The sequence below is a fragment of the Burkholderia sp. AU45251 genome (genome assembly GCF_030482905.1).
GTDB lineage: Bacteria > Pseudomonadota > Gammaproteobacteria > Burkholderiales > Burkholderiaceae > Burkholderia > Burkholderia aenigmatica.
Genome location: NZ_JAUJQH010000046.1, coordinates 22,767 through 34,985 on the forward strand (window position 1 = coordinate 22,767; position 12,219 = coordinate 34,985).

Sequence of the window (12,219 nt, forward strand, 5' to 3'; positions counted from 1 at the left end):
TCGCGCGCGGCCATGACACGCCGCCCCCCGGCATCCATCCCGACGACGATCATGTCCTCTCTCGCCACCCGTGTCGCCTGCCTCGCCCTGTTTGCCGCCAGCGCCGGCGTCCATGCCGCGCCGGTCGATCACGCTGGGCGCGGGATCTACCACTTCGCGTCGCAAAGCGGCTGCCCGTTCGCAAATGCGGCCGCGACGGACTGCAACCGCATCGCGCTCGATGCGCCCGACGTTCACGCGCGCATCGATGCCGATGCGCACGCGATCGTCTTCTCGAGCGATGCGACGCGCCGCTCGAAGGACGTGCTCGGCGACGTGCTGCTGCACGGCTCGGGCGTCGACGGCGAGGGCCGGCGCGTGCCGCTGAGCGTGCACGTGCTGTTGCGCCGCGACGGCGCGAAATGGGACCGCGACGTGTACGTTCATGCGCCCGTGCACGGCACGTTCACCGATGTCCGGATCGATCCGTATCGCGTGCGGGTGAAGGAGGGCGAGGGCGAGCGCGACGTGCTCACGCCGGACGAAACGCTGGCGCTGTTCGCGCATCCGTCGCTTGCATCGCGGCTCGCCCGGCATCTCGTGAAGGTGCGTGCGATCGATCCGAAGCAGCCGTCCGCGGACGACATCACGATCGCGCTCGGCGTCGGGGGCCTGACGAAGTCGGTCGCGCGTGCGAGCTTCACGTCGAACGCGCCGCACGATGCCGACGTCGATCGCGCACTCGCGTCCGGCACGTGGGCGATTCGTTTCGACGCATTGAGCAATCACATTCCGGTGTGGGTCGCGCAGCGCGAGTTGTTCCTGTTCGGCCTCGACGGCAGCGCGCTCGTGACGGACATGCGTGCGCGCGGCTTCAGGAAGAACGACCGGATCGAATTCGGCGCCCGTGACGGCAACGGCTATTTGCGCGTGAACGGCCGAGAGGAGGCATTCGCGGGTGCGACGGCGTCCGCCCATGCGTTCATGCAGGAAAGCTTCATCGGCCTGATCCTCGGATGGCGTCGCGATCCGGCCGCCGCTGCGGCATCCGCGACGAAATCCGCGTCCGTACCGGGCGTGCCGGCATGAGCGCGGCAGGCGAACTGCCGGCGTCGCCGCAGGCGGCGCACGACGCGCGCTTCGACTGTCTCGATGCGCCCGTGCCGCGCGGTGCGGCGCGGGTGCGTGCGTACCTCGTCGATCGGCTCAAGCGGGCGGCGATCCGGCAGCTTCATCGCAGCACACATGGCGAGCGCTGGGTGTTGCGCATGTACCTGATCGGCGAGGAAGCGACCGAGTGCGCGTTGCACGAGGACTGGACCGGACAGCCGCCGGACTGGCTCGCGCCGCGCATCGAGCAGCATCTCGCGGACGAGCGCCGCCACGCGGCCGCGTTCGCCGATGCGCTGCGGGTGCGCGGCGTCGCGCCGTCGACCGCGCCGCACGAGCCCGACTGGCTGAGCCGACGCAAGATCATGCGATGGCGCCGGCTCGCGCAGCGCCATGCGCCGCATTTCGCGCAAGGCGTGCTCGTGCCGGCCTATGCGACGGGTCTATGCGCGGAACAGATGGCGATGCGCGTGCTCGCGCGCCACTGCGACACGATCGGCGATGCGCATCCGCTGTATCCGCTGCTTTCGCGCGTGCTCGCCGACGAGACGCGGCACGTCAGGCTCTGCGCGGATACGCTGCGGCGTCTCGTTGCACCGTCCGAGGCCGCGCATCTCGCCGTGTTGTTGAACGAGATCCGCGCGATCGAAGCCGGTTTCGGCGTGACGGGCGCGCTGGCGATGGTCGCGGCCGGATGGATCCAGTCGCTTCGTCCGCGCGCATGATGCCGCGGATCGTCTACCTGGCGACGGCCGACGCGCGCGGTCACCTGATGCGCGCGCAACTGCTCGTGCATGCGTTGCGCGCGGCTGGCGCGCAGGTCGACGTGCTGACGACGTCCGATGCGGGGCAGGCGTTCCTGGCTGCGTTCGGCATCGATGCGGCCGTGCTGTCCCGCCACTACGCGGTGCAGTTCGACGAACGGCAGAACATGCTGCGCGATGCGACCGATTGCAACGTCGCGCACTACGTGTTCAGGCCGACACGCATGCTGCGCGACATCGCGCGGCTGCGTGCAATCGCCCGCGATGCCGATCTCGTGATCAACGACTCGTTTCATCCGGCGCTGCTGTTCATGGGTGCGATGCCGGGCTGGCGGCGCCGCGTCGTCCACGTATATGGCGGCAGCCTGCGCCGTGCGTTGACCGCGAATTTCGATGCGCGGCTGCCGTGCGCGCTGGCGCGTGCGTTCGCACGGATCGTCGACTGGCAGATCGATTCGGCGCGGTGCTGCATCGAGCACGATTTTGCGTATGACGCCGCCGACGATGCACAGCGATCGCACCTCCATTGCAGGCTGCCGACGCCGGTGCCGGTCGTCGCGGAGTGTCCGGCTTCGGAACCGGCTGCCGCAGCCGTCTATCTGAATCCGCACTTCCGCGATATCGCGCTCGCCGACGCGTTGTCGGCCGGCATGCGCGACGCGGGGGTTGCTTCACACCGTGTGGGCGAGGGCTATGCCGGGCACGACGGCTGGACCGGCGTCGACGCCGACTGGGCGACGCGCGCTGCCCATGCACCGTTGATCGTGTCGGCCCCCGGCATGGCCGCGTTGTCGATTGCACGCGTGTATCGCCGCCCGATCCTGCTCGTGCAGTCCGATCAGCCCGAGCAGGCGAGCAACGCCGCGCGCGCCGCACGGCTGCACCTCGTGCACCGTGTCGTCACGTGGCGCGGCGATGCGGTCGCGTTCCGGCGGGAAGTCGGGCAGGCCGCCGCCGAACTGATGCGCAATCCCGGAACGCAGGCAGGAACGATCGCCGGCCACGAGCATGCGCGAGCGCGGGTGGAAGCGTGGACGTCGCGCCTCCTCGCGCTGCGACCGCGTGCGCAGGTGGCCGATGCAGAGACGCGATGCGAGGCGCCGGCGCCACGATGAATTCGCTGCCGTTTCGTGACGATCGCCGGCCCGATATCCGGCAGATGCTGGCCGCGACGTTCGGCATGGCAGCCGGCCTCGCGATCTTCTTTCTGCTGGAACGCGGCGTCACGCCGCGCTACGTGTTTGCCACGGCGATTGATGCGCGGATCCCGTTCATCGCGTGGTCGTGGTTCGTCTACGTCGGTTTCTTTCCGTTCGTGGTTGCGCTTGCCGCGTATGCGCGGCCGCCCGCGTTCGCCGCGTTCAAGGAGGCCGTGCTGATCGCGTTCGTGTTTGGTGTCGTGTGCTTCCTGCTGTTTCCGGAAGCCGTGCCGCGGCCCGACGTCGCGGAGATCGGCAACGTGTTCGTGCGCCACCGTCTCGCGCGCATGTGGCAGCTCGATCTCGCGGCCAACGGCTTTCCGAGCCTGCATGTCGCGGTGACGTGTCTTGCCTGCCGGATGCTGGCGGAGCGGCGGCGGAACGTGACGGTGGCGATCGGCCTGCTGATCTGCACGTCGACGCTGACGCTCAAGCAGCATACGGTTGCCGATGTGCTGGGCGGCGTGGCGCTTGCGGTGGCCAGTGCGCTGTGGGTCGAACGGCGCTCGCTGCGCGGGAGGCTCGCGTGACGGATACCCACGCTCACCTTGCCGGGCCGGAGGCCGAGCTTGCGCGGTTCGTGCCCGATCACGCGCTGTATCGCGTGAGCGCGTTGCGTGTCGGCGCGGCGCTGGCAGGCGACTGGTTGATGATTGCCGCTGCGTTCGTGGTGGCGATCGCGTTTCCGCATCCGCTCGTGTACGTGTTGGCCGCGATCGTGATCGCGCGCAGCCAGCTAGCGCTTGCGGTCATGATGCACGAAGCCGCGCACGGGTTGCTGGCGCGGAACCGGCGCGCCAACGATGCGCTGGGCCAACTGTTCGCGGCTGGCCCGCTGTGGCTGTCGCTGCGCACGTATCGTGCAGGCCATCTGAAGCACCATCGCGCACCGATGCAGTCGGACGATCCGGTCGCGCTGCTCTTTGGGGTACGCGACTATCCGGTATCACGTGGACGGCTGATCGGCCGCCTGCTCGCGTACGCGTGCGGGATCGGCTACGTGACGAGTGTCGTGAAGCTCGCGCGCGGCGAGTTTGCGCATGCGTTGCCGAAGGTCGCGAAGTCGCGTGCGTATGCCGCGTGGGAAGTCGCGTCGATGCTGGCCGGCAATGGTGCGCTGTTCGGTGCGCTCGCATTGGCCGGACATCCGCTGTTGTACGTCACGTTGTGGATCGTGCCATCCGTCACGCTGTTGCCGCTCGCCGGACAGGTGCGCGCGATCTTCGAGCACGCGGGGCTGCCCGCATGTACCGATCAGAGCCGCAACGCGCGCACGATCGTCCGGCGTTCGTGGCAGACGTTCCTGTTCGGCCCGCACGCGATTCATTTTCATATCGAACATCACCTGTTCACGCGGATGCCGTTCCATAACCTGCCGGTCGTGCATCGGCAGCTCGCGCAGCGGCAGTTGCTGCCTGGCGGCAATCTGTACGCGGGATATGGTGCGGTGCTGCGCGACGTGAGTGTGCGCTGATACGCGGGCGGGGGAGTCGTGAGCGGATCGATACGGGGGAAACGGGATGACCGACAAGACCGGAAGGTTCAATTACCTGGCGCTGGCGATCGGCGTGGTCGCGGCGATGTGGAGCGCGACATCGATCGACGAACGCTTCGCTTTCATCCGGTCGTCCGTTGCCGTGCAGGGAACGGTTATCGAGTTGACCTACGGCGCGCATCACCCGCTGATCGAGTTCGTGACGAAAAGCGGCGAGCGCGTATCGTTTCCAGGGAGCTTCGTGACGGTGGAGGTTGGTGACACGGTTCCGGTTCGCTATGACCCGGCCAGGCCGCTAACCAGTGCAAGAGTCGATACGTTCGAGAACACCTGGCTCGAGTCGATCATCTCGATCGTATTCACGATCACATTTCTTTACGCAGGATTGACCGGACAATCGCTTCGACCGGAATTGGAAGCCGGGCGCGACTGAGTGCGTCGCGAGCGACATCGGGATTGCGCGCTCGACCCGGCAGGCGACAGACGCAAAAAAGCCTCCGCTTGGGAGGCTTTAATTTGCACTATCAAAGATAGTTGGTAGGGTGGGAGGGACTCGAACCCTCGACTCTCTGATTAAAAGTCAGATACTCTAACCAACTGAGTTACCACCCCACGTTCTTGAAACCTGTTGGTTCGTTGCTTCAACAACTTCTGAAACGACCCAAAGAGCAAAAGATTATAGCGACGGAATGCTGGGCTGTCAACAACCCGCCGCGATAATTATTTGATCGTCTCAAGCTTGCCCTGCGCCGTCTGCGCAGCGTTCGATCCGGCGTACTGCGAGACAACCTGCTCGAACGTCTTCTTCGCGGCCGCCTTCTGCCCTTGCTCCAGCTGGTTCGTGCCGATTGCCACGAGGGCGTCGGCTGCGCGCGGATGCTGCGGGAACTTGCTGACGATCCCTTGCCATGTTGCGGTCGAGCCGCGGTAGTCGCGCAGCGCGTACTGCGCATTGCCGTACCAGTACTGCGCGGTCGGCTGGTAGGGGCTCTGCGGATACTTCGCGATGAACGCGCGGAACGAAGCCGCCGCCGCCTTGAAGTTGCCGTTGCGGAACTGCTGCTGCGCCGCATTGAGCGCATCCGTTTCACCCGGCTGCACGGTGCCTTCGACACCATCGATCGTCGTCTGCTGCGGCTCGAACTTCTTGAGCCGCGTGTCGAGATCCTGGTAGTACTCCTTCTGCTGCCGCTCGAGCGTCGTCAGCCGGTTCGTCAGATCCTCGTTCTCGCCGCGCAGCGTCGCGACCTGCTGGTTCAGCTGGTCGAGACGGCCGGATTGATCGAGGATCGTACGCTGGGCGGCCGACAGCTGGCTCGCCAGGTTGTCGGTTTTGCTGCGCAGATCGAGCACGGCGCGGCGCGCTTCGTTGTCGTCGAACACGCCGGCGTGCGCCGGCGCGGCCGACCACGCCGCGCCGGCGACGCAGAATGCTGCGGCAACGCGCAGCAGGGATACACGGTGCGTCATACGGCGATTCTTCCGTTACTTACTGTTGGTAGACGAGGTCGGCGCGACGGTTCTGCGCCCACGATGCTTCGTCGTGACCCGATGCCTGCGGCTTTTCCTTGCCGAGGCTCACGGCTTCCATTTGCGAATCGTTCACGCCGAGCAGCGCCATCGCACGGCGGACGGCTTCCGCACGCTTCTGGCCCAGCGCGAGGTTGTACTCGCTCGTGCCGCGTTCGTCGGTGTTGCCCTGGATCAGCACGTGGCGCTGCGGGTGGCTCTTCAGGTACTGAGCGTGCTGCTGCATCAGCGGCTGGTACTCGTCCTTCACCGAATAGCTGTCGAAGTCGAAGTAGATGCTGCGCTTCGCGAGCGGGCTGTTCGGGTCGTTCAGCGGATCGACGTTCACTTGCGCGACGTTGTCGGCGCTCGGCTGCGTGCTCACCGCACCGCCGGCATTCGCCTTGTCGTCGAGCTTCACGCCCGACTTACACGCTGCGAGCGCGCTGATCATCATCACGGCCAGGGCCAGACGAGCTTTATTCGACATCATGGTTACTCTCCTTGTGGTCATTGCATGAAGGGCCCCCACGACGGCTCACGAACGGAGCCGCCCTGGACGGACAGGATTTGCGGCGGCGCGCTGCCGTCGGAGGGCACTGCTGCCAGAACATTGCGACCACCCGACTGGGTAGCGTACAGAAGGTACTGGCCGTTTGCCGCGAAGCTCGGCGATTCGTCGCGATTCGTATTCGTGATGGCGTTCGCCGCGCCGGACTGCAGATCCTGAACGTACAGCTTGAAGCCCCCACCCGTGCGGGAGATGTAAGCGAGCAGCTTGCCGTCCGGGCTGATGCGCGGACTCGTGTTGTAGCTGCCCGTGAAGGTCACGCGCTGCGCGGCACCGGCGCTTTCACCCTGGGCGGGCATCCGGTAGATCTGCGGCGCGCCGCCGCGATCGCTCGTGAAGTAGATCCAGCGACCGTCCGGCGAGTAGAACGGCTCGGTGTCGATCGAGCTGCTCTGCGTGAGGCGGCGCAGGCCGCCGCCCGTCGAGTTGACCGTATAGATTTGCGTATTGCCCGTCAGCGACAGCGCAACGGCCAGCGTGTTGCTGTCCGGCGACCAGGCCGGTGCGCTGTTGTTGCCCTTCTGGTCGGAGACGATGTAGCGGCGGCCAGTCGGCAGGTCGTGGATGTAGACGATCGGCTTCTTGCGCTCGAACGACACGTACGCGACCTTGGTGCCGCTCGGCGACCACGACGGCGAGATGATCGGTTCGGTGCTCGACAGTGCGATGCGCGCGTTCTGGCCGTCCGAATCCGAGATCTGCAGCTGGTAGCGGTTACCGGTCTTGATCACGTACGACAGGCGCGTGGCGAACACGCCGCGCACGCCGAGCAGCTTCTGGTAGATGTAGTCGGCGATCTTGTGGCCGGCCGTGCGCAGCGTGGTGTCGGTGGCCGTCAGCGACAGGCCGCCGAGGCTTTGCTGCTTCACGGTGTCGTACAGGATGAAGTTGACCTTGTACTGGCCGTTCGCCTCGCGGTTCACGCTGCCGGCGACGAACGCATTGGCGCCCTTGGCCTTCCATGCGCCGAGATCGACCGAGGCGCTCTCCGGCACCGGCGTGCTGCCTGCGTCGATGTTGGTGAATTTGCCGCTGCGGGCGAGGTCGGCGCGGACGATCGACGTGACCTGCTGCGGCAGGTTCGCCTCGTTCGTGAAATTCGCCGTGGCAATGGGGAACTGGGTCGACCCGACACCGGTGATCAGCACGTTGACCTGGGCGTTAGCGGCGCTGCCCGCCGTAATCAGACACGAGGCCACGAGTGCCCTGAAACCTAGCTTTGTCATCAAACTCATGCTTCTTGCTTCCCGTATGACTTGGATCGCTGCGCAACGGCAGAGACAGTAAAAATACCCGATTCGTTCCCGTCCGACAGCGACGCCCGGAGTGTAAGCGCATTTCTTTTCACTCCGCCGCCTTGAAGGTAATCGTAATGTCCGACGGGGTACGACCGTTAGAATCGGGCGGCAACGGGACCGATGCGTGGATCGCATTGACCACGGCTTGATCCCACCCCGAATTCCCGCTGGAGCGGGAAACCGATGCGCTCAATACGTCACCGGACGGCGTGCACCGAATCTTGACGACGGTGGTCAGGCCTGCTCGCTCGCCGCCCCAAACGATGTTCGGTTTGACGCGGCGGCGCACCTTGTCGGCATAGCCGGGCGTCGCGGCATTGCCGCCGGAGCCCGTGCCGGTGCCACTTTTCGCGAGACCTTCGCCGCCGCCTTCACCGGCGCCGGACAGGCCCTGCATCTGCGCGAGACGCGCGCTGCGCTCGCGGTCGAGCTTGGCGTTCGCCGCCGCGCTGGCCTTCGCGCGCGCCGTGGCTTCGGCCTTCGCCTTGGCCTGGGCTTCCGCCTTTGCCTTCGCGGCCGCGTCGGCCTTCGCCTTCGCCGCTTGCTGCGCTTCGAGCTGCGCCTGCTTCTGTTGCTGGAGTTTCTGCTGTTCGAGCTTCTGCTGCTCGGCGAGCTGCTGTTGCTTGAGCTTGTCGGCCTGCTTCTGCCGGTCGCGTTCCGCGGCCTTCTGCGCGGCGAGCGCGGTTGCCTGCTGTGCCGCGAGTTGCGCGCGCCGGGTTTCCTCTTCCTGCTGGGCCTTCAGTTGCTGCGCGCGGCGCTGCTGCTCGAGCAGCGCTTCACGCGCGGCCGCTTCCTGCTGCCGCTTCTTCTGCTGCAGCGCGATATCGGCCTGCTCGTCGCGCACCGGGGGAGGGGGCGGCGCGACCTTCACGGGCGGTGCGGGTGTGACAACGGGCCGCGGTGCGGGGACATCGGGCACCTCGGTCCACAGTTCGGCTTCGGAGCCGGCCGGCGTGCTGTTCTGCCACTGCACGCCGTGATAGAGGAACAGCGCGAGCAGCACGTGCATCAGCGCGGCGAGCGCGAAGGCGCGCCAGGTGCCGCGCTCGCGGGGAGGCTGAGGCGGGTAGGCGGAGCTGCGCGTGGATTGCTGCCGGTTCATTGCGATTTGACGAGGAGGCCGACGCGCTTGACGCCGCGCGCCTTCAGATCGGACATCACGGTCATGACTGCATCGTACTGCACGGTCTTGTCGGCTGCGATCACGACTGGCTGGTCAGGATGATCGGCCTGCCGGGCAGCGATGAAGCTGTCGAGCTCGGCTTTCGTCATCGTGTCTTCCTGGGTCGCGCCCGAGTCGCCCTTGTACTTGACGCTCATCGTTCGATCGGCCTTGATGTTGACGACGACGGGCGGCGTCTGCTCCTGCGGCGCGGCGTTGCCGACGGTGGGCAGGTTGATGATCGACGGGGCGACGAGCGGTGCGGTGACCATGAAGATCACGAGCAGCACCAGCATCACGTCGATGTACGGCACGACGTTGATGTCGGCCATTGCGCGGCGCGAGCGGCCGCCGCGCATGCTGGATCGGATGGGACTTCCTGCCATGGCGCGCTCCTTACTGGGCCTGACGCTGCAGGATGTTCGAGAACTCTTCGATGAAGGTCTCGAAGCGGATCGCGAGGCGGTCGATGTCGTGTGCGTAGCGGTTGTACGCGACCACCGCCGGAATCGCGGCGAACAGGCCGATCGCGGTGGCGACGAGCGCCTCGGCGATGCCCGGTGCGACGTTCGCGAGGGTGGCTTGCTGCACGTTCGCGAGGCCGCGGAACGAGTTCATGATCCCCCAGACCGTGCCGAACAGACCGATGTACGGGCTGACCGAGCCGACCGACGCGAGGAACGCGAGGTTCGCTTCGAGCACGTCCATTTCACGCTGGAACGACGCGCGCATCGCGCGGCGTGCACCGTCGAGCACGAGGCCCGGATCGCTGATGCGCTTTTCCTTCGCCTTCAGGAACTCGCGCATGCCCGATTCGAAGATCCGCTCGAGCGCGCCGATCGTGTGGCGGTTGTTGGCTGCGCTCTGGTACAGCGCCTGCAGGTCGCCGCCGGACCAGAAATCCTTCTCGAAGCGTTCGGTCTGCGCGCGAGCGCGGCGGATCGCAAACCACTTGCGGAAGATGAAGGTCCACGACATCAGCGACAGCAGCAGCAGCAGCCCCATCACGGCCTGGGCCAGCACGCTCGCGTTGAGGACGAGGGAAATGATCGACAGGTCTTGAGAAGTGTTCATAGAGGTTTGAGTAACGTCCCTTCGGGGCGCCCGGTATGCGTGCGGCGCGGCGCGCCGGCCATGCCTGACGCCGAACCTTGCTTAGTATCGAATCAGAAAGGCAAGTTCATAGGCTTTGTCTAAACGGCGCTCATGCGAGCTTCGTTGACAATACAGTCTGCCCGTCGTCGATGACGGGCCCGCGCTGCAGCGCGTCGAGCACGACCGGCGGGATGGCCGCGGGCCGGATGCCGGTACGGTCGACGCAGCCGAGACGGATGTGTCCGGCCACGAGCAGCGTGTCTCCGCACCAGGCTTCCTGCGTGAATTCCACCGATGCGCGGCCGATGCGCCCGGGCCGGCTCGTGACCGCCAGGGTGTCGTCGAGTCGCGCCGGCGCGCGGTAGTCGAGCGACGTGCTGCGGACGACGAAGATCGCGTCGGTATCGTCGGCGAGCTGACGCTGGTCGATGCCGCATGCGCGCAGCCACTCGGTGCGGGCGCGTTCGAAGAACTTCAGGTAGTTGGCATAGAAGACGATGCCGCCTGCGTCGGTATCCTCGTAGTACACGCGCACCGGCCAGATGAAGCCGGAGGGCGCTTCCGGGGAGCGGGTAGGCTGGGTCATGGCGCGCATTTTACCGGAAGGCAAGAGCCTGATTCGTAACCGATTCGTAACGGAATGTAGTATGCCGTAGCACACTGCGGGCCGGCCCGAGAGGGCCGGGCCCGCGTGACTTCAGCCGCGGTGGACGGTCGGGCCGCCGGGCGCTTGCGCGATCGGCATCAGCTCGATCGTGTTGACGTTGACGTGCGCCGGGCGCGTCGCGATCCAGTAGATCGTGTCGGCGATGTCCTCGGGCATCAGCGGCTGGACATTGTTGTAGACGTTCGCCGCTTTTGCGTCGTCGCCGCGGTAGCGGATGTTCGAGAACTCGGTGCCGCCGCACAGGCCCGGCTCGATGTCGGTGACGCGCAGCGGCGTGCCGAGCAGGTCGGCGCGCAGGTTCAGGCTGAATTGTCTGACGAAAGCCTTGGTCGCGCCGTAGACGTTGCCGCCCGCATAAGGGTACGAACCCGCGACCGAGCCGATATTGAAGATGTGACCGCGACCGCGGTCGACCATGCCGGGCAGCAGCGCGTGCGTGACCGTGACGAGGCCTGCGCAGTTCGTATCGATCATCGTGTGCCATTCGTCGAGGCTGGCCTTGTGGGCCGGCTCGACGCCGAGCGCGAGGCCGGCGTTGTTGACGAGCACGTCGAGTGCCGCGAATTCGGCGGGAAGGGCGGCCGGCACGGCCTCGACGGCCGCGCGATCGCGTACGTCGAGCTCGAGCGGCAGCAGGGAATCGCCGAGTTCGGCGGCGAGCGCATCGAGACGATCCTTGCGGCGCGCGGTCGCGACGACGCGGTGGCCTCCCTTGACGAAGGCACGGGCGATGGCGGCGCCGAAGCCGGCGGACGCGCCTGTGACGAACACGATCATTGCTGCTCCTGGTCGATGACAAAATAGCGGGTGGTATCCCGCAAGCCTACTGAGATTGCCGCACCGCGGCAAGGCGGCAAAGCGTTCCGGCACGGGCGCGTAGAGTCTGGCCCCAATTGCTTCCGGCGCACCGCCGTGCGGTTGCCTATTCATGACGCATCCAATACACTAACGCGCTCATCACCCCCGCGTGACTGGCGATAGAACCCTTCGGGTTCAAGGTGGAGCATCCCACCGTGAAGCGCGGGGCGCCGTTTTTGCCGTTCGCCTGGGCAGCCGTTGTATGCCGTCGCGTGCATCGCCGGTGGCTGTCCTGCCTCGCGTCATACGGATTCTTCCGCCACGTCGAGCTGGTCCTGCCAGCAGCGCACCGTACTCGGCCGCTCCGGTCAACCTGTACACACTTAACGGAAACCGTATGTTTGACAGAGCCCAAAGCACCATCGCGAACGTCGATCCCGAAATCTTTGCCGCGATCGAGCAGGAAAACCGTCGCCAGGAAGATCACATCGAGCTGATCGCGTCGGAAAACTACACGAGCCCGGCCGTGATGGCTGCGCAGGGTTCGCAACTCACGAACAAGTACGCGGAAG

General features: G+C 66.1%; 14 protein-coding genes, 1 tRNA gene, 1 pseudogene and 1 riboswitch. Of the genes and pseudogenes, 7 read left to right on the plus strand and 9 right to left on the minus strand.

The annotated features are described in order from the left end of the window. Positions 1–51: 51 nt before the first annotated feature. Genes QZM67_RS38620 through QZM67_RS38645 form a run of 6 tightly spaced genes read left to right on the plus strand, consistent with a single transcriptional unit; the run spans position 52 to position 4,980 of the window. The gene (locus QZM67_RS38620; RefSeq protein WP_301811490.1) at positions 52–1,068 is read left to right on the plus strand and encodes a hypothetical protein; all 1,017 of its coding nucleotides are present in this window, start codon (positions 52–54) and stop codon (positions 1,066–1,068) included. Further along, positions 1,065–1,814: a hypothetical protein gene (locus QZM67_RS38625; protein WP_301811493.1), complete on the plus strand. Its 750-nt coding sequence runs from the start codon at positions 1,065–1,067 to the stop codon at positions 1,812–1,814. The genes QZM67_RS38620 and QZM67_RS38625 overlap by 4 nt, the downstream gene beginning before the upstream one ends. Beyond that, the gene (locus tag QZM67_RS38630) at positions 1,811–2,968 is read left to right on the plus strand and encodes a hypothetical protein (protein WP_301811515.1); all 1,158 of its coding nucleotides are present in this window, start codon (positions 1,811–1,813) and stop codon (positions 2,966–2,968) included. Before QZM67_RS38625 ends, QZM67_RS38630 begins: the two co-directional genes overlap by 4 nt. Further along, entirely contained in the window at positions 2,965–3,582 is a 618-nt protein-coding gene (locus QZM67_RS38635) for a phosphatase PAP2 family protein (RefSeq protein ID WP_175024436.1), read from the plus strand. The genes QZM67_RS38630 and QZM67_RS38635 overlap by 4 nt, the downstream gene beginning before the upstream one ends. Beyond that, complete coding sequence (locus QZM67_RS38640) at positions 3,579–4,526, plus strand: fatty acid desaturase family protein (RefSeq protein ID WP_301811497.1); 948 nt, start codon at positions 3,579–3,581, stop codon at positions 4,524–4,526. Before QZM67_RS38635 ends, QZM67_RS38640 begins: the two co-directional genes overlap by 4 nt. 46 nt (positions 4,527–4,572) lie before the next feature. Next, entirely contained in the window at positions 4,573–4,980 is a 408-nt protein-coding gene (locus QZM67_RS38645) for a DUF3592 domain-containing protein (protein WP_301811501.1), read from the plus strand. A gap of 102 nt (positions 4,981–5,082) precedes the next feature. Here the strand turns inward: QZM67_RS38645 and QZM67_RS38650 are convergent. The 9 genes from QZM67_RS38650 to QZM67_RS38690 all read right to left on the minus strand — a co-directional run bounded on the left by QZM67_RS38650 (position 5,083) and on the right by QZM67_RS38690 (position 11,626). After that, a tRNA-Lys gene (locus QZM67_RS38650) sits at positions 5,083–5,159 on the minus strand. Positions 5,160–5,267: 108 nt separating this feature from the next. Next, positions 5,268–6,017 (minus strand): tol-pal system protein YbgF, encoded by a 750-nt coding sequence (gene ybgF / locus QZM67_RS38655; protein ID WP_175024439.1) that lies wholly within the window; start codon positions 6,015–6,017, stop codon positions 5,268–5,270. Positions 6,018–6,036: 19 nt separating this feature from the next. After that, positions 6,037–6,549 carry a peptidoglycan-associated lipoprotein Pal gene (gene pal, locus QZM67_RS38660; RefSeq protein ID WP_043189435.1) on the minus strand — a complete coding sequence of 171 codons (513 nt, stop codon included), beginning with the start codon at positions 6,547–6,549 and terminating at the stop codon, positions 6,037–6,039. Between the two features lie 17 nt (positions 6,550–6,566). Then, entirely contained in the window at positions 6,567–7,862 is a 1,296-nt protein-coding gene (gene tolB / locus QZM67_RS38665; protein WP_122944577.1) for a Tol-Pal system beta propeller repeat protein TolB, read from the minus strand. A 109-nt stretch (positions 7,863–7,971) separates the two neighbouring features. Next, a complete protein-coding gene (gene tolA / locus QZM67_RS38670) occupies positions 7,972–9,027 on the minus strand; it encodes a cell envelope integrity protein TolA (RefSeq protein ID WP_301811507.1) in 1,056 nt (351 codons plus the stop codon). Beyond that, entirely contained in the window at positions 9,024–9,473 is a 450-nt protein-coding gene (tolR, locus tag QZM67_RS38675) for a protein TolR (protein ID WP_031399575.1), read from the minus strand. The genes tolA and tolR overlap by 4 nt, the downstream gene beginning before the upstream one ends. Positions 9,474–9,483: 10 nt before the next feature. Then, complete coding sequence (tolQ, locus tag QZM67_RS38680) at positions 9,484–10,161, minus strand: protein TolQ (protein ID WP_021157170.1); 678 nt, start codon at positions 10,159–10,161, stop codon at positions 9,484–9,486. Between the two features lie 130 nt (positions 10,162–10,291). Continuing rightward, positions 10,292–10,777, minus strand: coding sequence for a tol-pal system-associated acyl-CoA thioesterase (ybgC, locus tag QZM67_RS38685; RefSeq protein ID WP_301811517.1), 486 nt, complete (start codon positions 10,775–10,777; stop codon positions 10,292–10,294). Positions 10,778–10,879: 102 nt separating this feature from the next. Then, complete coding sequence (locus tag QZM67_RS38690; protein WP_043189421.1) at positions 10,880–11,626, minus strand: SDR family NAD(P)-dependent oxidoreductase; 747 nt, start codon at positions 11,624–11,626, stop codon at positions 10,880–10,882. Between the two features lie 180 nt (positions 11,627–11,806). Then, positions 11,807–11,907: riboswitch (ZMP/ZTP riboswitch) on the plus strand. Positions 11,908–12,044: 137 nt separating this feature from the next. Between QZM67_RS38690 and glyA the strand changes: the two are divergent. Next, positions 12,045–12,219: pseudogene (gene glyA / locus QZM67_RS38695) on the plus strand (serine hydroxymethyltransferase); the annotation flags it as partial.

What these genes read in the sequence shown, in the direction of transcription:
- tolA (WP_301811507.1), bottom strand. Translation starts at nt 9,027, where the DNA reads ATGAACCGGCAGCAATCCACGCGCAGCTCCGCCTACCCGCCTCAGCCT.
- QZM67_RS38635 (WP_175024436.1), top strand. Translation starts at nt 2,965, where the DNA reads ATGAATTCGCTGCCGTTTCGTGACGATCGCCGGCCCGATATCCGGCAG.
- QZM67_RS38625 (WP_301811493.1), top strand. Translation starts at nt 1,065, where the DNA reads ATGAGCGCGGCAGGCGAACTGCCGGCGTCGCCGCAGGCGGCGCACGAC.
- QZM67_RS38645 (WP_301811501.1), top strand. Translation starts at nt 4,573, where the DNA reads ATGACCGACAAGACCGGAAGGTTCAATTACCTGGCGCTGGCGATCGGC.
- tolB (WP_122944577.1), bottom strand. Translation starts at nt 7,862, where the DNA reads ATGAGTTTGATGACAAAGCTAGGTTTCAGGGCACTCGTGGCCTCGTGT.
- pal (WP_043189435.1), bottom strand. Translation starts at nt 6,549, where the DNA reads ATGATGTCGAATAAAGCTCGTCTGGCCCTGGCCGTGATGATGATCAGC.
- ybgC (WP_301811517.1), bottom strand. Translation starts at nt 10,777, where the DNA reads ATGCGCGCCATGACCCAGCCTACCCGCTCCCCGGAAGCGCCCTCCGGC.
- QZM67_RS38690 (WP_043189421.1), bottom strand. Translation starts at nt 11,626, where the DNA reads ATGATCGTGTTCGTCACAGGCGCGTCCGCCGGCTTCGGCGCCGCCATC.
- tolR (WP_031399575.1), bottom strand. Translation starts at nt 9,473, where the DNA reads ATGGCAGGAAGTCCCATCCGATCCAGCATGCGCGGCGGCCGCTCGCGC.
- tolQ (WP_021157170.1), bottom strand. Translation starts at nt 10,161, where the DNA reads ATGAACACTTCTCAAGACCTGTCGATCATTTCCCTCGTCCTCAACGCG.
- ybgF (WP_175024439.1), bottom strand. Translation starts at nt 6,017, where the DNA reads ATGACGCACCGTGTATCCCTGCTGCGCGTTGCCGCAGCATTCTGCGTC.
- QZM67_RS38620 (WP_301811490.1), top strand. Translation starts at nt 52, where the DNA reads ATGTCCTCTCTCGCCACCCGTGTCGCCTGCCTCGCCCTGTTTGCCGCC.
- QZM67_RS38630 (WP_301811515.1), top strand. Translation starts at nt 1,811, where the DNA reads ATGATGCCGCGGATCGTCTACCTGGCGACGGCCGACGCGCGCGGTCAC.